The 20,311-nt window shown below is 69.4% G+C and carries 19 protein-coding genes; 4 read left to right on the top strand and 15 right to left on the bottom strand.

Annotated elements, in window-relative coordinates:
• Nucleotides 1–12: 12 nt before the first annotated feature.
• Nucleotides 13–384: a hypothetical protein gene (locus ACFY3D_RS11600; protein ID WP_389977945.1), complete on the bottom strand. Its 372-nt coding sequence runs from the start codon at nt 382–384 to the stop codon at nt 13–15.
• 44 nt (nt 385–428) lie between these two features.
• On the bottom strand, nt 429–656 hold the full coding sequence (locus tag ACFY3D_RS11595) for a hypothetical protein (protein ID WP_362764622.1): 228 nt from the start codon (nt 654–656) through the stop codon (nt 429–431).
• 721 nt (nt 657–1,377) lie between these two features.
• Here ACFY3D_RS11595 and ACFY3D_RS11590 point away from each other — a divergent pair.
• Nucleotides 1,378–2,139, top strand: a complete 762-nt coding sequence (locus tag ACFY3D_RS11590) for a GntR family transcriptional regulator (RefSeq protein ID WP_389977941.1) — start codon at nt 1,378–1,380, stop codon at nt 2,137–2,139.
• 261 nt (nt 2,140–2,400) lie between these two features.
• Here the strand turns inward: ACFY3D_RS11590 and ACFY3D_RS11585 are convergent, their stop codons facing one another.
• Nucleotides 2,401–3,003: a TetR/AcrR family transcriptional regulator gene (locus tag ACFY3D_RS11585; protein WP_389977939.1), complete on the bottom strand. Its 603-nt coding sequence runs from the start codon at nt 3,001–3,003 to the stop codon at nt 2,401–2,403.
• A gap of 118 nt (nt 3,004–3,121) precedes the next feature.
• On the opposite strand from ACFY3D_RS11585, the gene ACFY3D_RS11580 reads away from it, so the two are divergent.
• A complete protein-coding gene (locus tag ACFY3D_RS11580; protein WP_389977937.1) occupies nt 3,122–4,141 on the top strand; it encodes an aldo/keto reductase in 1,020 nt (339 codons plus the stop codon).
• A 248-nt stretch (nt 4,142–4,389) separates the two neighbouring features.
• On the opposite strand, the gene ACFY3D_RS11575 is transcribed toward ACFY3D_RS11580, so the two are convergent.
• From ACFY3D_RS11575 to ACFY3D_RS11560, 4 genes are all read right to left on the bottom strand, one after another.
• The gene (locus tag ACFY3D_RS11575) at nt 4,390–4,992 is read right to left on the bottom strand and encodes a response regulator (protein ID WP_389977934.1); all 603 of its coding nucleotides are present in this window, start codon (nt 4,990–4,992) and stop codon (nt 4,390–4,392) included.
• Nucleotides 4,993–5,013: 21 nt separating this feature from the next.
• Complete coding sequence (locus tag ACFY3D_RS11570; protein ID WP_389977931.1) at nt 5,014–6,150, bottom strand: sensor histidine kinase; 1,137 nt, start codon at nt 6,148–6,150, stop codon at nt 5,014–5,016.
• 313 nt (nt 6,151–6,463) lie between these two features.
• Nucleotides 6,464–7,183: an ABC transporter permease gene (locus ACFY3D_RS11565; RefSeq protein WP_389977928.1), complete on the bottom strand. Its 720-nt coding sequence runs from the start codon at nt 7,181–7,183 to the stop codon at nt 6,464–6,466.
• Between the two features lie 88 nt (nt 7,184–7,271).
• On the bottom strand, nt 7,272–8,162 hold the full coding sequence (locus ACFY3D_RS11560) for an ABC transporter ATP-binding protein (protein WP_389977925.1): 891 nt from the start codon (nt 8,160–8,162) through the stop codon (nt 7,272–7,274).
• Between the two features lie 198 nt (nt 8,163–8,360).
• Here ACFY3D_RS11560 and ACFY3D_RS11555 point away from each other — a divergent pair, with 198 nt between their 5' ends.
• Nucleotides 8,361–9,332, top strand: coding sequence for a class I SAM-dependent methyltransferase (locus tag ACFY3D_RS11555; RefSeq protein ID WP_389977923.1), 972 nt, complete (start codon nt 8,361–8,363; stop codon nt 9,330–9,332).
• A 28-nt stretch (nt 9,333–9,360) separates the two neighbouring features.
• Here ACFY3D_RS11555 and ACFY3D_RS11550 read toward each other — a convergent pair whose 3' ends face one another.
• The 8 genes from ACFY3D_RS11550 to ACFY3D_RS11515 all read right to left on the bottom strand — a co-directional run bounded on the left by ACFY3D_RS11550 (nt 9,361) and on the right by ACFY3D_RS11515 (nt 18,201).
• Entirely contained in the window at nt 9,361–10,668 is a 1,308-nt protein-coding gene (locus ACFY3D_RS11550; RefSeq protein ID WP_389977920.1) for a lipopolysaccharide biosynthesis protein, read from the bottom strand.
• Between the two features lie 121 nt (nt 10,669–10,789).
• Nucleotides 10,790–11,956 (bottom strand): glycosyltransferase, encoded by a 1,167-nt coding sequence (locus ACFY3D_RS11545; RefSeq protein ID WP_389977917.1) that lies wholly within the window; start codon nt 11,954–11,956, stop codon nt 10,790–10,792.
• A gap of 208 nt (nt 11,957–12,164) precedes the next feature.
• On the bottom strand, nt 12,165–13,025 hold the full coding sequence (locus tag ACFY3D_RS11540; RefSeq protein WP_389977914.1) for an SDR family oxidoreductase: 861 nt from the start codon (nt 13,023–13,025) through the stop codon (nt 12,165–12,167).
• 148 nt (nt 13,026–13,173) lie between these two features.
• Complete coding sequence (locus tag ACFY3D_RS11535; protein ID WP_350941467.1) at nt 13,174–13,782, bottom strand: ATP/GTP-binding protein; 609 nt, start codon at nt 13,780–13,782, stop codon at nt 13,174–13,176.
• Nucleotides 13,763–14,110 (bottom strand): DUF742 domain-containing protein, encoded by a 348-nt coding sequence (locus tag ACFY3D_RS11530; protein ID WP_350941469.1) that lies wholly within the window; start codon nt 14,108–14,110, stop codon nt 13,763–13,765. The genes ACFY3D_RS11535 and ACFY3D_RS11530 overlap by 20 nt, the downstream gene beginning before the upstream one ends.
• Nucleotides 14,110–14,535, bottom strand: a complete 426-nt coding sequence (locus ACFY3D_RS11525) for a roadblock/LC7 domain-containing protein (protein ID WP_350941470.1) — start codon at nt 14,533–14,535, stop codon at nt 14,110–14,112. The genes ACFY3D_RS11530 and ACFY3D_RS11525 overlap by 1 nt, the downstream gene beginning before the upstream one ends.
• A complete protein-coding gene (locus ACFY3D_RS11520; RefSeq protein WP_389977910.1) occupies nt 14,516–16,873 on the bottom strand; it encodes a nitrate- and nitrite sensing domain-containing protein in 2,358 nt (785 codons plus the stop codon). Before ACFY3D_RS11520 ends, ACFY3D_RS11525 begins: the two co-directional genes overlap by 20 nt.
• 518 nt (nt 16,874–17,391) lie before the next feature.
• Nucleotides 17,392–18,201 (bottom strand): class I SAM-dependent methyltransferase, encoded by an 810-nt coding sequence (locus tag ACFY3D_RS11515; protein WP_389977907.1) that lies wholly within the window; start codon nt 18,199–18,201, stop codon nt 17,392–17,394.
• A gap of 277 nt (nt 18,202–18,478) precedes the next feature.
• Between ACFY3D_RS11515 and ACFY3D_RS11510 the strand changes: the two genes are divergently transcribed.
• Nucleotides 18,479–20,212, top strand: coding sequence for a pyruvate dehydrogenase (locus tag ACFY3D_RS11510; RefSeq protein WP_389977904.1), 1,734 nt, complete (start codon nt 18,479–18,481; stop codon nt 20,210–20,212).
• Nucleotides 20,213–20,311 lie beyond the last annotated feature (99 nt).

The raw sequence follows: 20,311 nt of genomic DNA, 5'->3' as shown, positions 1-20,311 counted from the left end.
CGGCGACCGGGGTCATGAGTCCCGGTCGCCCCCGGCCCCGCGAGCGATCCCGGAAGGTTCGCACCACCGCTCGCGCTCGCGGGAGTCATCGGCACGACGATCACGAGACCGCCGCCGCGCCCGTCCGGGAGACGTACCAGAGCCCTCCACCACGGGCCGGACCGCCAGAGCCATCACGATCCCGTACATCTGGGCTTCGAGATCATCAACCGTGGCCCCCTGGAGGATCACCGGGCCGGGCACCGGCCAGGCCGCGATCGCGTAGAACAACCGCGAGTGCGTGCCGTAGAAGACCGTCCAGTCCTTCCACTCGCGATCCAGCCGCTCCGCCTCACCACGGGCACGGTGATCCCACGTACGACGGGGAACGGGCGCGGGGGCCATACCGTCACGGTGCCGCCCTCCGGCGGACGCGGGCCTGCGCCGGATCACGAGACCGCCTGCCCGCTCACCTGCCGAGCGGCACTCTCCTGCCGCTCGACCTCCTCCCGCAACTCGTCGAGAGTGTCGGCGTCGACCGTACGCGCCGCCCCGGCATCGAACTCCGCGTCGGTGAACGGAACGACACGAGACGCCCACAACCGCCCCTTGTCACTGAGAATGACCCGCCAACCGGAAATCACCGGCTCAGGAGTCGTTGACTTACCATCGTCCATGGATCGGACCTCCATCCGATCAAGGACCCGCCCGGACGTCGCGAGCGCCGGGCGGGTCCGGCTTATATGGGCAGGAGGGGTCTGACATGCGCCGCCGTACGGCGGCCTGGGTGGAGCGGTCCTCAGGCAAGAACGCCGGGTGGCCGGACGTCCTCTACCGACCGGGCATCGAGTGCCTCCACGCCGGGGCGGCATGGCTGCGGGACCTGTCCCCCGAGATCGATGCACTCGCCGGGGAAGCGGTGTGCGCCCGGTGGGTACAACCGCGTCGGTCTCGGACCGGCCGGGGCCACGCTGCACGGGCACCAGAGGAATCACCTCGACGGGGGCCTCGTCGGCTGCCGACTTGGAGACCGGCATAGGAAGACCTAGGCGACGGGCTTCCAGGCGCACCGCCATCAGCTCACCGGACGGCTGCGCGTACTCGTGATCAGCGGGTTGACCGGGACAACCGTGCGCGTACGGCGCGTGCCCGCAGACGGCACACCCCATCGGCAACGGTGCGACCTCCGCGAAACAGCCGCATCCACTCGGCATGGCCCGGTCGAGAACCGGAGCGCTGGAAACGTTCACTGGCCCGGAGAACCTTCCTGATCATGAGGGACGAAAGCAGACATGAGCACTCAAAGGCGACGCTGTATACTGGCCAATCGAGTTCGTATACGAACTTGCCCGACCGTGTACGCTCCTGTCAAGCCAAACTGAAATCCAGGAGGTAGACGTGACCGAAAGGCCACATGCCTATCTCCGTATTGCCGATCACCTGCGAGAACTGATCTCGTCGGGCGAGCTCGCCCCAGGAGCGAAGCTGCCGACGCAACGGCTACTTGCCGAAGAGCACGGGGTCTCCGACATCCTCATCCGGCGGGCGTTGGAGATCCTTCGCAACGAGGGCTTGGTCGAATCGAGGCAGGGCTCCGGAACGTACGTCCGGGAGCGTCTGCCCGTACGCCGCATCTGCATGGACCGATACCTGGTCGATGCGGGGCCGCAGGACAGTCCGCAGACGAGTTTCACACATGATGTCGGGATCACCTGGTCGCAGTACCGTCTCGACAAGGCTTACCGGATGATCGGAGCCGACGAGCGCCTGGCCAGCCTGTTCGGAGTCCCGACCGGAACCCGGGTCCTTGAGCGCCGGTTCGTCTTCTACGCCTCGGGCAATCCGAGCCAGATGGCGCGCTCGTGCCTGTTGGCCGCTGATGCGGAGGGCACGCCGGTCGCCAACCCGCAGAATGAGCCGTGGCCGGGCGGCAACATCGGTCAGCTGCGGACTCTCGGGATCGAGGTCGACAAGATCACCGAAGAGACCGCGACGCGTATGCCGACACCGGAGGAGACCGAGTTGCTCAGGATCGCGGCTGGAGTGCCGGTCTTCGCGATCACTCGGCTGATGTACTCAAAGAAACGTGTCGTCGAGGTCGCGGATCCGATCGTCATCCCCGGCGACCGGGCCGTGCGGGTGGATCACATCGTGCTGTGAGAGGCAGCCCGCTCAGGGGTCCCAACAGAAGGTAAGGCGTCGCCGACAGCCAATCGCGAGGGTCATGAAGACCTTGTGAATATCATCGCGTGCCTCCCTCTCAACGGATACGTAGACGGCGAAACCAGCGCAGCGGGCGATCGCCTGCTCGACCGCCCAGCGGTATACCTGAGCCCAGCCCACTCCGCTTGAGGCTGCGCCCCACTACATCACTCCCAGGCCGGACAAACGGCGACCAAGTTTCTTACAACCCCCGTCCGGTCAGTGCGACGAGTCGGAGGAAACACGCCGGTGTGGGGTGCGCAGCCCGTCGATGAGCAGCGCGACCATGCGCCGGCTATGGTCGTGGCCTTCGCCGGGTACGGGCATGCACAGGTTGGCGACGGCGTACAGGAGGTCCCGGGCGCTGACGTCGTCGCGCACTGATCCGTCGGCCACGGCGGCATCGAGCAGTGCCGCGAGAACGGGGCCTGTCTTGTCGATGAAGTAGCCGGAGAGGGTCTCGTAGGCCGGGTCGCCGGAGTGGAGGGCGGGGGCCAGTCCTCGTTTGGTCCCCAGGAGTTCGGCGTACCGGCGCAGCCACCGGGCGAGCGCTTCCGCGGGCTCGTGGGCGGCGCTGAGCTCGGGTCCTGCCGCGGCGACGGCGTCGATCCCGCTTTCCACGACCGCTTTGACCAGGTCCGAGCGCAGCGGGAAGTGCCGGTAGAGGGTTCCGACGCCGAGCCCGGCCAGGTCGGTGATCTCTTTCGCGGGTGCGTCGACACCGGTCGTGTCGAAGACCGTCTTCGCCGCCTCGATCAGGGCGTCGACGTTGCGCTGCGCGTCCGCGCGCATGCGGCGGGACGGCCCTGTCTTCTTGGTCATGAGATCCCTCCGGTTGCGTAACCGGAAAAGCTTTCCGTATAGTTCCGGAAAGCTTTTCCGCTTAGATGGAGCGTAGAGCACCCCGCGGACGCTCCACCACACCCCGAGGAGAAACCCCATGCAGTACCGTCCCCTGGGGCGCACCGGCATCAAGGTCAGCCCCTACGCGCTGGGCACCCTCATGTACGCCACGCGCATGGGCAACGAGCCCGAGGAGTCAGCACGCATCATTCACAAGGCTCTGGACGCCGGCATCAACTTCATCGACACCGCCGACGCCTACGGCGACTCGGAGGAAGTGGTGGGCAGGGCCCTCAAGGGACGCCGTGACAGCGTCGTCCTCGCGACCAAGTTCGGCAATCCGATGGGCGAGGACCCCAACCACCGGGGCACCTCCCGGCGCTGGATCACGACCGCCGTCGAGAACTCGCTGCGACGGCTGCGGACGGACTACATCGACGTCTACCAGATCCACCGCCTCGACCCCACGACCGATGTCGAGGAGACCCTCTCCGCACTCACCGACCTGATCCGCAGCGGCAAGATCCGCGCGATCGGCTCCTCCACCACCCCGGCCTCCGACATCGTCGAGGCGCAGTGGGTCGCCGAGCGCCGGAACCTGGAGCGATTCCGGACCGAGCAGCCGCCCTACTCCCTGCTCAACCGCGGCATCGAGCGCGAGGTCCTGCCCGTCGCGCAGAGCTACGGCATGGGCGTCATGGTCTGGGGTCCGCTCGGTCAGGGCATGCTCACCGGCCGCGTGCGCAAGAACGGGGAGAACGACCTGAGCCGCGCGGGCTTCTTCAGGCACCTCAACGACGAGCGCCGCATCGACGTCGTCGAACGACTCATCCCTGTCGCCGAGGAAGCGGGCATGCCCCTGACCCACCTCGCCATGGCATTCACCATCGCCCACCCGGGTGTCACCAGCGCCCTCGCCGGAGCCCGCACGATGGCCCACCTTGACGACCTCCTCGCCGGCATCGACGTCCGGCTCGGCGACGACGTCCTGGATCGGATCGACGAGATCGTCCCGCCCGGCACCGACGTCGGCGCCCTCGACCAGGACTACCTGCCGCCCGCCCTGCAGACCGCGGTCCTGCGCCGCCGCCCCGTCGGCGAACGCGCGGCCGCCTGACACCCCGGCCACAATCCCGCGGCCGGTTTCGTACGTCGAGCGGCCTGCTCGACCAGGTTCGAGCTCACTCTCAGCCCCGACCCCGCCGGTGTTCCAAGACCGGCAAGGCTGCCCGCTCAGCCTTGGAAGCCCTCATCGCTCCCGTGAGGGGTGCCGATCGCCGACCCTGACCAATAAGAACCGGCCCTCATCGCCCTGACGAGGGGTCGCGAGCGGAGATCGGCGAGGCGAGGATCCGCCTCGGACGGTTACAGCCAGTCGTGTTCGCGGGCGTATCTGGCCGCTTCGTGGCGGGTGCGGGTCTGGGTCTTCTGCATCGCGTTCGAGAGGTAGTTGCGGACCGTGCCCTCGGCCAGGTGGAGCCGGGTGGCGATGTCGGCGACCGAGTAGCCTTCGCCGGTCGCGCGCAGGACGTCGAGCTCGCGGTCGGTGAGCGGGCAGTCGTCGATCACGGCGAGGGCGGAGACGTCCGGGTCGATCCATCGTCTGCCCTCGTGCAGGGTGGTGATGACCGAGACGATGTGTGCCGGTTCGGCGGACTTGCTGACGAAGCCCTGAACGCCGAGCCTGAGCGCCCTGCGCAGCACGCCGGGTCTGGCGTGGCGGGTGAGCATGAGAATCACCTGCTCGGGCCGGGTACGGCGGATCTCCGCGACGGCGCCGAGTCCGTCCACGCCGGGCATCTCCAGGTCGATGACGAGCACGTCGGGCCGGTGTCGCAGGGTGGCCTGGACGGCTGTCTCCCCGTCCTCCGCTTCGGCGAGTACGGTGATGTCGCCTTCGAGGGGGAGCAACGCGGCCAGCGCCTTGCGGAGGAGGGCCTCGTCGTCGGCGAGCACCACGGTGGTCATGGTCGATTCTCCTTCCACAGGTCAGGGAGTGGCGTTCGAAAGGCCGTGGAGGAATGTCGCGGCCGTGAGGAAACGTCCGTCCTGCTGCTCCACCGTCAGCTCGCCCCCGCTGGTCGCCACCCGTTCCCTGAGGGTGGCGAGCCCTCGGAGCGGGGGAAGCGGGGCGTCCGGCACGCCGTCGTTCACGATGACGATGCCCGACTCCGAGAGGGTGACGCGCACCTGCCTGGCCTGCGCGTGCCGCAGGATGTTGGTCGTCGTCTCCCGCAGGACCAGGCCGAGCAGTTCGCCCGCGCGGGCGTCGACCTCGGCCTCGCGGTCGACGCGTACGTGGATGCCCGCGGCCTCGAAGAGGTTCTTCGCGTTCTCCAGCTCCGCGGAGAGGTTGAGCCGCCGCTGGGCGTAGGCGAGCTCCTTGGTCTGGTTGATGGTGTCGCTGACCAGGGCGTGCACCTCGCGTAGCTCCTGCTCGGCCCGTTCGGCGTCGCTGCGGACGAGTCTCTGCGCCAGCGCGATCTTGAGCTTCACCACGTGCAGGGTGTGGCCCTGGATGTCGTGCAGGTCGCTGGCGAACCGGACGCGTTCGCGGATGACGGCCAGCTCCGCTTCGCGCTCTCGTGCCTCCTCCAGTTCCTCGACGAGGCCGTAGAACCGCTTGTTGGGAAACATGAGGCCGATGAGTGCGGCCGTGCCGCCCGTGGGAAAGACGACGTACTCGATCAGAGCGGAGGAGTCGACCTCCTGGGTGATCAGCAGCCTTGTCGCCCCCACCGCGGCGACGTAGGCGACCACTCCCAGGGCCGCCGCGATCCGGTGGCGCGGTAGCTGGGGGATGACGTGGGAGGCCACGATCGAGATGCCGTAGAACGCCATGCCGCCGCCGACCACGAACACGGAGAAGGGCCACACGGCCGCGGTGACGATCAGGCCGGGGATCGCGACGCGCAGGACGTCGCCCGCCGCCCACCGTACGAAGACCACCAGGGCCGCCACCACGCCCGCGCTCAGGACGAGGGCCTCCCCCCAGGTCTGGGCGTCCTTCACCACCGTCAGGACCCCGACGCCGATGAGCATCGGGAGGAACAGGGTGAGGTTGAGCCTGCGCAGCCGCCCACGCGTGGGCTCGGTGTCCTGGGACACCGCGTGTGTCGGGCTCACTGATCCTCACCTGGTCACCGGACGGTCGGTCCTCGCGGTCGGGCCGCTGGGCCGCGGGTCGTACACAACCGCAGGTCGTACGCGTCGGCCGTGTCCACAGCCGGTGGCATCGCGCGGTGGTCCCGCAAGAACGGCTCTCCAGGGTCGAACAGCGGAGTCCGTCCCGGCATTCCTCTCGCTCCGGGGCACCACCGGTGACACCGTTTCATGGATTAAATGGATTGACCTGCGGAAACGTCACGACAGCCCCTCACGTCCCGCCGCGGCGGGAGCACACGAGGCACTCTCGTACGGTCGGCGACGCCGAGGGACGTCATCGGCGCGGCTCCCAGCGGAAGATCCGGGAGGCGAGCGCGATGGCGACGATCACCCAGCCCAGGGTGGGCGCGAGGAGGATCAGGGAGTCGGTGAAGGGGACGCCGCCGTTCCAGGCGTTGACGGCGAGTTCGGTGGCCGAGCCGCCGGGGAGCAGCCGTTTGAGCATGGCGAGTTCCTCGGTGCCGGTGATTCCCACCCAGCTGGCCACGGCGATGGCGCCGAGGCTGACGGGCAGCGTGGTCACCTGGGCGTGTTCCGGGGAGTTCGTCACTCCCGCCGTGGCCAGTCCCAGGCCGAGCATCATGACCAGCATCGAGAGGACGGCCGCCACCAGGAGGAGGACGTTGTCCGGCCGGCCTGTGACGGCGGCCAACGCGGTCATGATCACGGCCACCTGGACGAGCGCGATGACGGTGACCGGGAGGATCAGCCCGGAGATGATGTCGCCGTCGCTCGCCGCGGTGGAACGGAGCCGCTTGAGGAAGAGGTTCTGCCGACGCGAGGCGAGGGTCGTCACCGTGGTGGTGTAAAGCCCGAACGCCCCCACGGTGAACATCGTGATCGCCGCGATGTATCCGAGGCTGCCGATGGCCGTGAAGACCTCGTGCTGGTAGACGAAGAACCCGCTGATCACCACGGGCATGATGAGACTGGTGACCAGGACCAGACGGTTCCTGAAGATCTGGATCAGCTCGCTGAGAGCGATCGAGAGCATGGCGAAGCTTCTTTCCTTCGAGGGGTCTGATGAGGGTTCGGGGTCTACTGAAGGGTTCGGGTGTCCACGCGCTTGAGGGGACGGAGGTCTACTCGCTGCCGAGGGCGCGGAAGACGTCGTCGAGCCGGGTCGATCCGGCCTGGAGGTCCCGCAGTTCCACCGAATGGTCCTGCGCCCAGCGGAGCAGGGTGTGCAGGTCCTTCTGCAGGCCGAAGGTCTCGATCAGGAACGTGCCTTCGGCGTCGCGGGCGGCCTGCAGCGGGAGCGGCGCCTCGGGGAGGGTGCCCGGCAGGGAGAAGCGGATGGTGGAGGGGAGGGTACGCGTCAGTTCGGAGACGGTCCCCTCCCGCTGAAGGGTGCCCCGGTGCATGAGGCCGATGCGGTCCGCGTACTGCTGCGCCTCTTCCAGGTAGTGCGTGGTGAGAACGATGGTGGCGCCGTCTTCGCGCAGCCGGCCGACGGTCTTCCACAGGTCGTCCCTGGACTGGATGTCCAGGCCGGTGGTGGGCTCGTCCAGGAAGATCAGCTCAGGCGTTCCGTACACGGCGGTGGCGAAGTCCAGGCGTCGCTTCTCGCCGCCGGAGAGCTGGGCCACCTTGGTGTCGGCCTTGCGGGTGAGGTTCACGACGCCGAGGACGCGGTCGACCGTGTCCGTACGCCGGGTGAGCTTCCCGATCAGCCGGACCGATTCCCTCACCGTCAGGTCCGGGGAAAAGCCGCTTTCCTGCAGCATGATGCCCATCCTGGGCCGTACGGCGTTCCTGTCGTTCGGGCTCTGCCCGAAGACCCGCACGGTGCCCGAGGTGGCCCTGCGGTGGCCTTCGACGGTCTCCAGGGTCGAGGTCTTCCCCGCCCCGTTCGTGCCGAGCAGCGCGTAGAGCTCTCCCTGCCGTACCTGGAAGGAGAGGTCCTTCACGGCGTGGAAGTCGCCGTAGGCGAGATTCAGACGTTCAACGTCGATAACCGGTGTCGAGGACATGCGTCGATCTCACCAGCCGCCGCGCTCATCGGGCAGTGCGACCACGTCATGAGCTTGTCATGACATTTATCGGGTGAACGTATGACGTGGCGTCACTGTTGCCGTCCCGGAATGTCTTCTTAGTGTGATCGATCGGATGCGGTAGGTTACGGATCATCGTTTGGGAAGTCCTCGTGCGGCATGTGGCAGGAGACGATGGTGGACGAGACCCTTCTGCAGGTCAGCCGGGGTGAAAGATTCGCCTTCGGCCGCAACTGGAGGTCCTTCGTCGATCTTGTCGACGAGAGTCGCGTCCAACGCGCGATCGACTCGCTGCGGGCGACCCTGGAGGTCGAGGATCTTGCCGGGCGCACCTTCCTCGACGTGGGCTGCGGCAGTGGCCTGTTCTCACTCGCCGCGCATCGCCTCGGGGCACGCGTGCACTCCTTCGACTCCGACGCCGAGGCGGTGGAGTCCGCCGTGCGGCTACGGCGCGCCTTCGCTCCCGACAGCTCCCGGACCGTTGAAGGGGGAGCGACCGGCGCCCCGCGGATGACCGAACGGGAAGCGGCCGACACCTCTCAGATGGTCGAAGAAAGAGACGCCTCCTGGACGATCGAGCGGGGGTCGATTCTGGACGACGGTTACCTCGCGGGGTTGGGGACCTTCGACGTGGTCTACTCCTGGGGGGTGTTGCACCACACCGGGGCCATGTGGCGGGCCTTCAACGCCACCGTCGGGCTCGTCGCCCCCGGCGGGCTGCTGTTCGTCTCGCTCTACAACGACCAGGGCAGGCAGAGCAAGGTCTGGACCGCCGTGAAGCGGCGCTACAACCGGTCGGGGCCGGTGACCCGTTGCGCCCTGGTCGCCGGGAGCGCGGCGTACATCTACCGGGCCTGGCCCCTGGTCAAGGTCGCGCGGCTGCTCCGTGGCCGGGCCGATCCCACGGCCCCCCAGCCGCGGGGCATGTCGCGCCGGCACGACATGCTCGACTGGGTGGGCGGGTACCCGTTCGAGGTCTCCAGGCCCGAGCAGGTCCTCGCCCGCGCCCGCGCGCACGATCTCAGCCTCCTGCTCCTCAAGACGTGCGCGGGCGGGCTCGGCTGCAACGAGTACCTGCTCAGGCGACCGGCCGAACCAGCGCGATCAGCCGTATCAGTCGGGTCAGCCGTATCCACCGGATCAGCCTGATCAGACGGGTCGCCCCCGATCAGATGGATCAGCGGACGCGCAGGAGTCCGTGGACCCGGTGGGCGATCTCGCGCACCTCGGCGGCACCCGGGCTCAACCTCCGCAGGGGCACTCCCGCCGATCGCGCGAACCAGACCAGTTGGGTCGCGGCGAGGGCCGTGTAGGCGATCGCGGACGCCAGGGCGCACCCCACGACGCCCGCTTCGGGGATGAGCAGGACGTTCAGGACGAGGTTCGCCGGCAGCGCCGCGCCGTACATCAGAGAGGTGACGAGAGGCCGGTCGAGGCGGAGCAGGTAGGCCGCGGCCGGAGCCGCGGTCGCGGCGGCGGCCACGCCCGGTGCGAGCACCAGCATCGGGACAACGGACCCCGCGAAGGCCGGACCGGCCGCGGCGACCAGCAGGAACGGTCCCGCCAGGCAGAGGAGGACGACCGACGAGGCGGCGAGAACGGCGGTGATCCGGATCGTCCGCGCCGTGTACGCGGCGGCCGTCTCCCGGCTCGACTCCATCTGCCGGGGCAGGGCGACCTGAACCACCGCGCCGGTCATCGCCCGCAGGAGTTCGGCCGGTGTCACCGCCATGGAGTAGATCCCCACCGAGGCGGGTGTGCTCATCGCGTTCAGGATGAGGACGTCGAGCCGCAGCAGCAGGAAATGACAGACGTAACCCGGGTGGTAGCGCAGCCCGCACGACAGCGTACGGGCGACCAGCCGCCCCTCGCTCGGGCGGCGTACGGGCAGGGACGGCAGCAGGAGCAGCAGGTTCACCACGAAGGAAAGGGTCCAGACGATCACCACTCCCTCGACGGTGAGCCATCCGGGAAATCCGAGGGCCGCGAGGGCGGAGCACTGCAGGGCGGCTCCGGCCAGCGAGCCCCGGTTGACGACCCCGGTGCAGGCGCGCAGGACGTGCACGTTGTTGACGTAGACGATCGTCATCATGACGGGTACCGCGGCCAGCCCCCAGACCAGCGTGGAACGGTCGGCGCCGACGCCCGGCAGGGGCGCGACCGTGAGGAAGGCGATCCCCGCCGCCACCGCGCCCACGGCGAGCCCCAGCCACGGGGAGTTCGCCGCGATCGCGGGCCGATTCTCCTCCCGTGTCCACAGCGTCGTCTGTGACTTCTCCACCGACAGGTTTCCCATCGCCGCCGCCGTGGTCGCGATGGTGACGATCACCCAGTAGGCGCCACGGTCCCCCGGCCCCAGGGCGCGGGCCACGATCACGCTGGTGAGTCCTCCGGCGACGGTGAGCGTGAGGTGGGTGAGGAGCAGGTGGGCCAGGCGAGTGGCGGTCGCGTCTCCGCCGCGCCCCGTCGCGACCGTGGCACTCACGTGAGCCGCGGTCGCCGACAACGGTCCTCGGCCGGTTGTACGGCGGGTTGTTCGGCCGATCGCGCGACCGGTTCCACGGCAGGTCGCGCGACCGACTGCCCGACCGGTCGAGCGGCACCGGCTATCGCGCACATCGCTCCTCCAGAAGGCGCCGGTACAGCGTCAGGTGCCGGTCGATCATGGAGTCCACGCGAAGGTTGTCCAGTGCCCAGGCGCGGGCGGCGCCGCCGAGGGACGCTCCCAGGCGAGGGTCGCGCAGCACGCGCTCCAGGGCGTCGGCCAGTGCCCGGGGATCCTGCGGGGGGACCAGCAGCCCGCGCCCGTTCAGCAGCTCGCGGGTTCCGCCCACCGCGGTGGCGACGATCGGCCTGCCCGCCGCCATCGCCTCCATGACCGCGTTGCTCATCCCCTCCTGGAGCGAGGCGAGCACCACCACCGACGCCCGGTGCACCAGGGCCTGGACGTCCCCGCGAAGGCCCAGAAGGCGCAGGTCCACCCCCAGGCTCTCCGCCTGCGGTGTCAGGGCGTCGCGCTCGGGTCCCTCTCCCGCGAGCACCAGCGTGCACGGCGTGCCCCGGTCCGCCAGCAGCGCCATCGCCTCGATGAGGTGGCGGTGGCCCTTGTACGTCATCAGGTTGGCGACGCAGCACACGACCGGCAGGTCGGTCGTGATCGACGCGGGCGCGACGGGCAGGAAGGCCGACTCGGGGAGCCCGTTGTAGATCACGCTGATCTTCTCCGGGGCGAGACCCTCCACTCTCCTGGCGTCCTCCGCCACGACCACGGCGTTGGCCACCACGTGCCGCGCCAGCCGGACGGCGAGGCGCTCCAGCGCGTGGATCCCGTGCGGAAGTCTCTTGAAGAGGCTCAGGCTGCGTCGTCCCGCCACGATGACGGGGACCCGGGCTAGCCAGGCGATCGGCGTGCCGATCACATAGGCGTGGTACAGGAAGGCGTGGAACACGTCCGGCCTGAGCCGCCGTATCAGCCTGACGAGGCGTACCGCCGCGAGCAGGTTGCGGGGAAGAGCGGTGATTCCCGTCGACAACGCTGTGAACCCGGCGTTGTGCACGGGGACGCCGGCGCGTTCGAGCGCGTCACCGTACGGACCTCCCGAGTGCAGGGTGACCACGTCGACCTCCACGCCGTCGCGGGCCAGGCCCGTGGCCAGGAGGAAGATCTGCTTCTCGGTGCCACCGACTCCCAACTGCCCGGCCAGCAGCAGGACGCGACGGAGCCCGCCGGATGCCGCCTCCTGGGGCGGGATCACCTTGCGGCTACTCTTCACGTTCGCGATCTTACGTTCGGTCATCGCGGGCGTGAGGGAGATCGCCGTGGCCGGTGAGCGTGTCGCGGCCCGGCGGGCGAGGCCGATCCCCTGTCCGCCCCTCTTCGCCGACGACGAGAACGTCGTATCCACGCCGCCGACAGGCGCGCCGTCGTCGGCCCGGCCCACTCGGCCCGGCTAGGCGACCCGCCGCCCCTGACCGTTCGGATCAGGTGCGCGGTCCCGGGGCCCGGCGGAAGGCGAAGGGCTGGCTCTCTCGGCCTGGGACGACGAACCAGCACTCACCGGTGCCGTCGCCGTCGAGCAGCCGGAAGAAGGTGTCGACGACGGACGAGACGTCGAGGATCGGGAAGCCGAGTCCCTCCAGCACCGCCTTGCTCTCGCCGAGGATCGCGGTGTCGGCGAAGGACGGGCAGAGCGCCTGAACCCTGATGCCGTGCGGCCGGAGGTCCTCGCCGAGCGAGCGGACGAGTCCGACGACGGCGTGCTTGTTGGCGGCGTAGACGGGGTCGGACGGGATGCCGACGATGCCCGCCATGCTCGCGGTCGCCACGATCGTGCCGCCACCCGACGCCCGCAGGGCCGGGATCGCGGCGTGCGCCCCGAAGACGACGCCGTCGAGGTTCACACCCATCGCGAGGCGGTAGCGCCGGATGTCGAAGTCCTCCCCCAGGCCGCAGCCCGAGGCGATGCCCGCGTTGAGGAAGGCGAGGTCGAGCCGGCCGTACCGCTCGACCGCGGTCGCCACCGCCGTCTCGTTGTCCTCCAGCCGGGACACGTCGCAGTGGACGTACGTCGCTCCCAGCTCGTCCGCGAGCCTGCCGCCCGCGACGTCGTCGATGTCGGCGAGGACGACGCGGGCACCGCCCTCGGCCAGCCGCCGGGCCACTCCCGCGCCGATGCCGTTGCCGCCGCCGGTGACGAGGGCGACCCTGCCCTCCAGCTCGTCGGCGCGGACCACGTTGAACGCCTCCGCCGGGCTCACCTGGCTCCCCGTTCCCAGCCCGCTGAGCAGCCCGCCCCCGGTGAGGCCGACCTCCGCACCCGCGCCCGGCCTCTCCGCGCTCACAGCCTCCGCGCTCGTATTCTCCGTGTTCACAGGGGCAGCCCTCCGGTGGCGGCGTTGGTCGAGCCCGTACTCCGGTACGCCGCGATCGTACGCTCGGCGACGCGGTCGGGGGAGGTCCGGCCGGCCCCCCGGAAGAGCGCGACGGGTCTCAGGCTCCCGCGTGGGCCGCCTGGAAGGCGCCTCCCGCCGCATAGGTGACCAGCGTGGTCAGCACCTCCTTGACCGAGTCGCGTCTGCGCACGTCACAGAGGATGATCGGTGCCACGCCGTCCAGGCCCAGTGCCCGCCGTACCTTGATCGGGTCGTGCCGGCGCGCGCCGTCGAAGCAGTTGACCGCGACGACGAACGGGAGCCCGCGCTGCTCGAAGTAGTCCACGGCGGGGAAACAGTCCTGCAAGCGGCGGGTGTCGGCGAGGACGACCGCGCCGAGGGCGCCGACGGACAGCTCGTCCCACATGAACCAGAACCTGTCCTGGCCCGGGGTGCCGAACAGGTAGAGCCAGAGCCCGTCGCGGATGGTGATCCGGCCGAAGTCCAGCGCGACGGTCGTGGTGATCTTTGACTCCACGCCCGCGGTGTCGTCCACGTGGATGCCGCGCTCGCTCAGCAGTTCCTCGGTGTGCAGAGGCCTGATCTCGCTGATCGTGCCGACCATGGTCGTCTTGCCGACCCCGAAACCACCGGCGACAAGGATCTTGATGGCCATCGCGGGGGTGTCGCCCGGGGGCATGCCCGGCTCAGAGGCCGCGTATTCCATGCAGCACTTCCCTGTAGATGCGTTCGTCGATCGTCTTCCCCATCGGCCGGGGCTTGTCGATGGTGACCAGGCCCTCGCGTCGCAGCTCGCTGAGGAGTACGCGGGTGATGTTGAGTGGCAGCTTGAGATGCGCGGCGACGTCGGCCACGGTGGTGGGCCGACGGCACGCGTGCAGCACGTTGAGATGTTCGGGCATCAGCCCGACCGGCTCGAAGGGCATCTCGACGGTCGTGACGATGGCCACCAGGTCGAAGCTCTCCCCGACCGGGCGCGCCCTGCCTCCGGTCACCCCGAAGAGCCTGACCAGAGGCCCGGGATCCTCCCCCATCACGTCCTCGTACCGTTCCAAGCGGGCGCTGGGGCGGCTCCCCTCGGCTGAGCGGACAGGTGCTCGCCGACGCGCTTGACCAGCAGCGCCATCTCGTAGGTCACCATGCCCAGTTCGGCGTCGCCCGCGGCGAGTACGGCCAGCCTGGCTCCCTGTCCCGCCGCGGTGACGAACAGGAAACCCCCCTCCATCTCGATGATGGTCTGCCGTACGCCGCCGAGGCCGAAGTGCCGCCCCGCACCCAGTGCGAGGCTGTGGCTTCCCGCCGATATGGCGGACAGGTGTTCGGCGTCCTCCCGGGTCAGCCCTCGAGAGCCGCCCATCGCCAGGCCGTCGGCGGACAGCACGATGGCGTGCCGGATACCGGTGACCCGCTGGGTCAGGTCGTCGAGCAACCAGCTCAGTTCAGATCTGGGGTCGGGCATCGGAGTGGCCGTCCTTTCGCTTCCACACGTCCGTTTCCTGCTCCGCATGGCTGCGGCCCTGCTGCCAGCCTCGCTGCATGGAGGACATGAGGTGTGAGAGCTCCTCGGGGGTTCGCGCGGTGGTGTCGCACGGTTCGGGGGAGCGTGTCTGGCGGAGCTGGGGGGCCAGATTAGCCTGCCGTACCCGCATCGGCAGCCCGTCCAGGTCGTCGTCGGTGTCCGGGATGAAGACGGCCCGCCGCACCGGTATCGAGGCGGGGACATCGGGAGCCTCGCGCCGCTCCTGGGTGGGGAACCAGCTCGACGTGGTCTCGGGAGTGTGGGTCGTCCCGTGGTCCTGGGTGCCGGAGAGCGCCCTGGGCCAGTCTTCCGCTGCCGCGCTCAGCGCCCGTGCCGGTCCGCCCGGGTGCGCGCCGTCCTGACGCGCCCGGTTCGGCATGGTCTCGGCGGCGAGTGACTCGCAGGTGGCGAGCAGACTCTGCGGCAGCAACACGATCGCGGTGGTGCCGTCGTACGGCGAGGGGCGCAGTACGACCTTGATCCCGTGCCGGGCGGCGAGCCTGGCCACGACGAACAGGCCGAGCCTGTCGCTGTCCGCCAGGTCGAACTCCGGCGGGTCGGCGAGCTTGGCGTTGAGCTCGTCGAGGTTGGCCTGGCTCAGTCCCAGGCCGCGGTCCTCGACTTCCAGCGCGAAGCCGTTCGCCGCGGCCATGCTCCGTACGTGGACCGCGGTGTTCGGCGGCGAGAAGGTGGTGGCGTTCTCCACCAGCTCGGCGATCAGGTGGATCACGTCGGTGACCGCGGCGCCGACCAGCAGCGGCGCGTGCGGCATGGGGAGCACGGTGACGCGGGTGTAGTCCTCGACCTCCAGGATGGCGCTGCGCACCACGTCGAAGATGGGCACCGGGTCGCGCCACCTGCGGGACGGAGCCGCGTCGGACAGGATGATCAGGTTCTCCGCGTGCCGCCGCATGCGGGTGGTCAGGTGGTCGAGCTTGAAGAGATCCTCCAGGATCTCCGGTTCTTCGACGCGGCGCTCCATCGTGTCGAGGAGCGTGAGCTGGCGGTGCAGCAGCGCCTGGTTGCGCCAGGCGAGGTTCAGGAAGACCAGGCCGACGCCCTTGCGGAGCGTCGCCTGGCCGACCGCGGCCTCCACCGCGGTGCGTCGCACGGCGGAGAACGCGTGCACGACGCGGTCGACCTCGGCGGTCCTCGCGGGGGCGAGCTCGGGGGCCTCGATCGCCGGGTTCACGTCGTCGCCCCTGCGCAGCCGCTCCACCAGCCGGGGCAACCGCTCCTCGGCCAGTTCCACGGCGGACGCCTGAAGCCGCTTCAGCTCGGCGACCAGGGAGCGGCCGAACCGGTAGGAGGCGAGGATCGAGACGACGATCGCGAGCAGGCCCAGTCCCAGGATCAGCCCGATCCGCAGGTAGGTGTCGTTCCTGAGCGCCTCGCCCCTGGTCGCCGAGCGGGCGAACTCCCGCACGCTCTGCTTGTTGACGGCGACCAGAACGGCCTCGGCGTCACGCTTCCACTCGGCGGCGTCCAGCGGGGGCTTACCGGCGAGGTTCCACGAGAAGATCCTGTCCTCGCCCGCGGTGAACCGCTTGTAGGCGGGGCTCTGCAGGAAGGCCTCGTGATCCGCTTTCAGGTCCGGGCTCATGTCCCGCTCCGCGTAGACCAGGTAGTTTCTCCGGCTGGTCATCGCCGAGACGAAGGCCGCGTGTTCCGCGGGCGTCATCGCGCCGCGCTTCAGCGCGGCGGTGAGGACGGCGTGCTCCCTGCTCGCGAACTCGGCGGTGGTGCTGTAGGCGCCCATGCCGCGGACGTTACGGAATGCCTCCAGGTCCGCGATCGCGGTGGCGTCACCGATCTGCCGGTTGGCGGCGCCGACGAACTCGTTGTAGCCGTCGGTCACCTGGACGGGGCTGAGCGCACCGCGGTCGGTGAGGGTACGGACCTGGCTGAGCCCTTCCATCGCCGCGATCAACGCCCGGATGTCCGTCGGGGCGTTGTCGGGCTCGTATGCCTCGGCGGACGCGACCGCCTGGCGTACCCGGTCCAGTTGGACGTTCGTGATTCGCCGTTGCTTGGAGAGTGTCTCGTTCTGGACGGTGGCGCCGGCCGCCTCGGCGGAGATCTGACGTTCCCGCTGGATCTCGAAGATCAACTGCCGGATCGGCTCTCCGATCACCTGCCAGCGGCTCTGGGTCTGGGCGATGCCGGCGACCTGCGCGACGGTCGAGTAGGCGACGAATCCCCACAGGACGATCAGCGAGAGGATGGGAAGGAGCAGGATCGCGAGGATCTTCGAGCGAATCGGAGGGGGGTTGCTCATTCGGACTTTCCAATCCGCGGTTCCTGCGCCTGGCCGGCGCCCGCAGGCCGAACGGGCCCCGCGGTCGCACGCCGCGACTGGTGCGTGTGTGATTCGACACACTATGCCCATGGGACTTATCACGCTTCAAGTCACCAGAGCGAAGATTGAATATCAATGTTCAGGGTGGGTAGGGCGGTTTCTTATCCCTAAAAAGCGGGATTTCTGATGATCGCCCAGCTCACACCGGGTGCGGACCGCGAGTGAGCACTCTCCGCCGTCACCACTGATCGAGACGGTTTCGTCACCATCCGCCGATGGACCGCCGGTCAGGCGCCGGGCCCCTCCGCCCCCTCGCGCAGTGGCGACGGCGGATCCGTCGTCTCCCGGGGCGGTGCCGGTCCCTCCGTTCCCCTGCGGAGTGCTCGACACCGGATCCGTCGTCTCCCGGGTCTGAGCCGGCCCTCGCGGAGCGCCCGGCACCGGATCCGTCGTCTCCCGGGGCGATGCCGGCGCCCTTCCGCTCCCTCGCGGAGCGCTCAGTCGTCGGCCCTGCGGGCGAGGATCGAGTGGATCTCGAAGGAGGGGGCGCTGAAGCCCGGAGCCGACATGACCTCCCGGACCTCCCTGAGCTGCCCCGAGGTCATCCCCGCCGCCATCAGGTGCTCCTCCAGATGGTGGCTGTTGCTGATCAGGAGGCCGAGCCCGGCGGACCCGCGCTCCCACACCTCGGTCCAGCGCACCTGGTCGATGTCGACCAGGCCCGCCGCCGCGATGTCCCGCGCGGCCACACTCCCCCAGGTCGGGTCGCTGCCCGCCGCGCCCAGGACCCGGGCCATGGCCGTGACGTAGATCCCGTACACCTCTTCTTCGCGCCCGCCGGAGGTGGGCGGCGCCACCCAGCGGGTGATGTCGATCTCGTCGATCTGCAGTCGGCCGCCGGGCCGCAGCGCGGCGCGCAGGCGCCTCAGGACCTGGCGGCGCTGCGGCAGGTGGCTGAGCACGAGCCTGGCGTGGATCAGGTCGAACGCGTCCTGCGGCAGCGGGTCGACGACGATGTCGTGGCGGGCCACGGTCAGCCCCGGTCTGGACGGGATCAGGCCGGGCTTGATGTCGGTCGCCAGCACGTGTCCACCCGGCGCGACCCGTTCGGCCAGCCAGAGGGCCACACTGCCACCGCCCGCCCCGACCTCCAGACACCGCCAGCCGGGTCCGACACCGGTGAGGGCGAGACGCTCGAACGTGAGCGGGTCGAGAAGCCGGGCGAGGTAGCGGTGCTGGTCGGACGAGTGGTCCCCGTCGTTGTCGAAGACGTAGTCGGACGCGGTCGCCGAGTTCTGCCCGGTCATCTGGCCCCTTCCGAGAGCGGTTACCTCGCCCGAATGGTAAGCAGGGTGCCACGGAAAGTGACAGGCATCCGGCCGGACCCGACCGTCTTCTCTGGAGAACCTATCCCTCCGGTTACACTCTGTACACATAAAGAACTTTTGTTCGATATACGAACGACGCTGTGTCGCGAGACACGAGTCCCCCGACACACGCGGCCCTGACTCTTCCCGGGCGATCCCGAGTGATCCGGCGAAATACGGTGAGGTACCCCGGTGACGCCGGACATGAGGGGGCACCATGGCGACCGTCGCCGAGCAGTTCATCGAGGTTCTCCGCCAGGCCGGGGTGGAACGGATCTACGGGGTGGTGGGCGACAGCCTCAACCCGGTGGTCGACGCCATCAGGAAGGCCGATGGCATCGAGTGGATCCACGTGCAGAACGAGGAGGCCGGGGCGTTCGCCGCCTCGGCCGAAGCACAGGTCACCGGGCGCCTCGCGGTCTGCGCGGGCAGTTGCGGGCCCGGCAACACCCACCTGCTCCAGGGCCTCTACGACGCCCACCGCAGCGGTGCCCCGGTGCTCGCGATCGCCTCGCACATCCCCTCCGCGCAGATCGGCACGGGCTTCTTCCAGGAGACCCACCCCGGACGACTGTTCGTGGAGTGCAGCCACTTCTGCGACATGATCAGCACACCCGAGCAGATGCCCCGGGTGCTGCGTACCGCCGTCCAGCAGGCGCTCGGCCTTGGTGGCGTCTCCGTCGTGGTGCTTCCCGGTGACGTGGCGGAGCTGTCCGCCACCCGTCCCACCGGCGAGCACGACTTCCTGACCAGGACCGGCACGGTCGTACCCCCCGCCGACCAGGTGGCCGAGCTGGCGGCGGCGTTGAACCGCGCCGAGAAGGTGATGCTGTTCTGCGGCGCGGGGACACGTCACGCCCGCGACGAGGTCATGGCGCTGGCCGGGCGCGTCCTGGCACCGGTCGGGCACGCGCTGCGCGGCAAGGAGTGGATCCAGTACGACAACCCGTACGACGTGGGGATGAGCGGGCTGCTCGGGTACGGCGCCTGCCACGAGGCGATGCACGACGCCGATCTGGTGGTGCTGGCCGGGACCGACTTCCCGTACGACGACTTCCTGCCGGGCGCGCGGACGATCCAGATCGACCACGACGCGGGGCGACTGGGCCGCAGGACCCCGCTGGAGCTGGCCGTGCACGGCGACGTCGGCGCGACGATCCGCGCGGTGCTGCCCCATGTCACCCAGAAGACGGACCGCCGCCATCTCGACAAGACGCTGCGCAAGCACCTGAAGGTGCTGGAGAACGTCGTGGAGGCGTACACCCACGACATCGAGCACCACCTGCCGATCCACCCCGAGTACGTCGCGAACCTGATCGACGAACTGGCCGCGGACGACGCCGTGTTCACCGTGGACACCGGGATGTGCTGCGTCTGGGCCGCCCGTTACCTCAGCCCCAACGGGCGTCGCCGGGTGATCGGCTCGTTCGTGCACGGGAGCATGGCCAACGCGCTCCCGCAGGCCGTCGGCGCCCAGTTCGCGGACCGGCGCCGCCAGGTCGTCTCGCTCTCCGGGGACGGCGGGCTCGCCATGCTCCTCGGGGAGCTTCTCACCGTCCGGCAGCACGATCTGCCGGTGAAGACGGTGGTGTTCAACAACTCCTCGCTCGGCATGGTGAAGCTGGAGATGATGGTGGAGGGGATGCCCGACTTCGGCACCGACCACGCCCCCGTCGACTACGCGGCGATCGCCGGCGCGGCCGGGATCGGGGCGTTGCGGGTGGAGAATCCCTCGGACGTACGGGAGGCCCTCGCCACGGCCTTCTCGACCCCCGGCCCCTTCCTGCTGGATGTGGTCACCGACCCGGACGTGCTCGCCATGCCTCCGAGCGTCAGCGGGGCGCAGGTGAAGGGGTTCGCCCTCGCCGCAAGCAAGATCGTGCTCAACGGCGGGGTGGGGCGCATGATCGACATGGCGAAGGCGAACCTGCGCAACATCCCCCGTCCATGAAACCGGCTGGTCCGGCCGTCCGGTCACCATCGTTCCGAGACGAAACCGACGGGTCCGGCCGTCCGGTCGCGATCGTTTTGAGATCCGGACCGCCCCGAA

It is taken from the genome of Streptosporangium sp. NPDC000509, assembly GCF_042898365.1.
Taxonomy (GTDB): domain Bacteria; phylum Actinomycetota; class Actinomycetes; order Streptosporangiales; family Streptosporangiaceae; genus Streptosporangium.
Note: the sequence above shows the minus strand (reverse complement) of the source record. Positions and strands in the feature narration are given on the sequence as shown.

Bases quoted from the DNA above. Each gene is read 5' to 3' on its own strand.
- ACFY3D_RS11600 (WP_389977945.1), bottom strand. From the start codon at position 384: ATGGCCCCCGCGCCCGTTCCCCGTCGTACGTGGGATCACCGTGCCCGT.
- ACFY3D_RS11595 (WP_362764622.1), bottom strand. From the start codon at position 656: ATGGACGATGGTAAGTCAACGACTCCTGAGCCGGTGATTTCCGGTTGG.
- ACFY3D_RS11585 (WP_389977939.1), bottom strand. From the start codon at position 3,003: ATGACCAAGAAGACAGGGCCGTCCCGCCGCATGCGCGCGGACGCGCAG.
- ACFY3D_RS11580 (WP_389977937.1), top strand. From the start codon at position 3,122: ATGCAGTACCGTCCCCTGGGGCGCACCGGCATCAAGGTCAGCCCCTAC.
- ACFY3D_RS11575 (WP_389977934.1), bottom strand. From the start codon at position 4,992: ATGACCACCGTGGTGCTCGCCGACGACGAGGCCCTCCTCCGCAAGGCG.
- ACFY3D_RS11565 (WP_389977928.1), bottom strand. From the start codon at position 7,183: ATGCTCTCGATCGCTCTCAGCGAGCTGATCCAGATCTTCAGGAACCGT.
- ACFY3D_RS11560 (WP_389977925.1), bottom strand. From the start codon at position 8,162: ATGTCCTCGACACCGGTTATCGACGTTGAACGTCTGAATCTCGCCTAC.
- ACFY3D_RS11535 (WP_350941467.1), bottom strand. From the start codon at position 13,782: ATGGAATACGCGGCCTCTGAGCCGGGCATGCCCCCGGGCGACACCCCC.
- ACFY3D_RS11530 (WP_350941469.1), bottom strand. From the start codon at position 14,110: ATGGGGGAGGATCCCGGGCCTCTGGTCAGGCTCTTCGGGGTGACCGGA.
- ACFY3D_RS11525 (WP_350941470.1), bottom strand. From the start codon at position 14,535: ATGCCCGACCCCAGATCTGAACTGAGCTGGTTGCTCGACGACCTGACC.
- ACFY3D_RS11520 (WP_389977910.1), bottom strand. From the start codon at position 16,873: ATGAGCAACCCCCCTCCGATTCGCTCGAAGATCCTCGCGATCCTGCTC.
- ACFY3D_RS11515 (WP_389977907.1), bottom strand. From the start codon at position 18,201: ATGACCGGGCAGAACTCGGCGACCGCGTCCGACTACGTCTTCGACAAC.
- ACFY3D_RS11510 (WP_389977904.1), top strand. From the start codon at position 18,479: ATGGCGACCGTCGCCGAGCAGTTCATCGAGGTTCTCCGCCAGGCCGGG.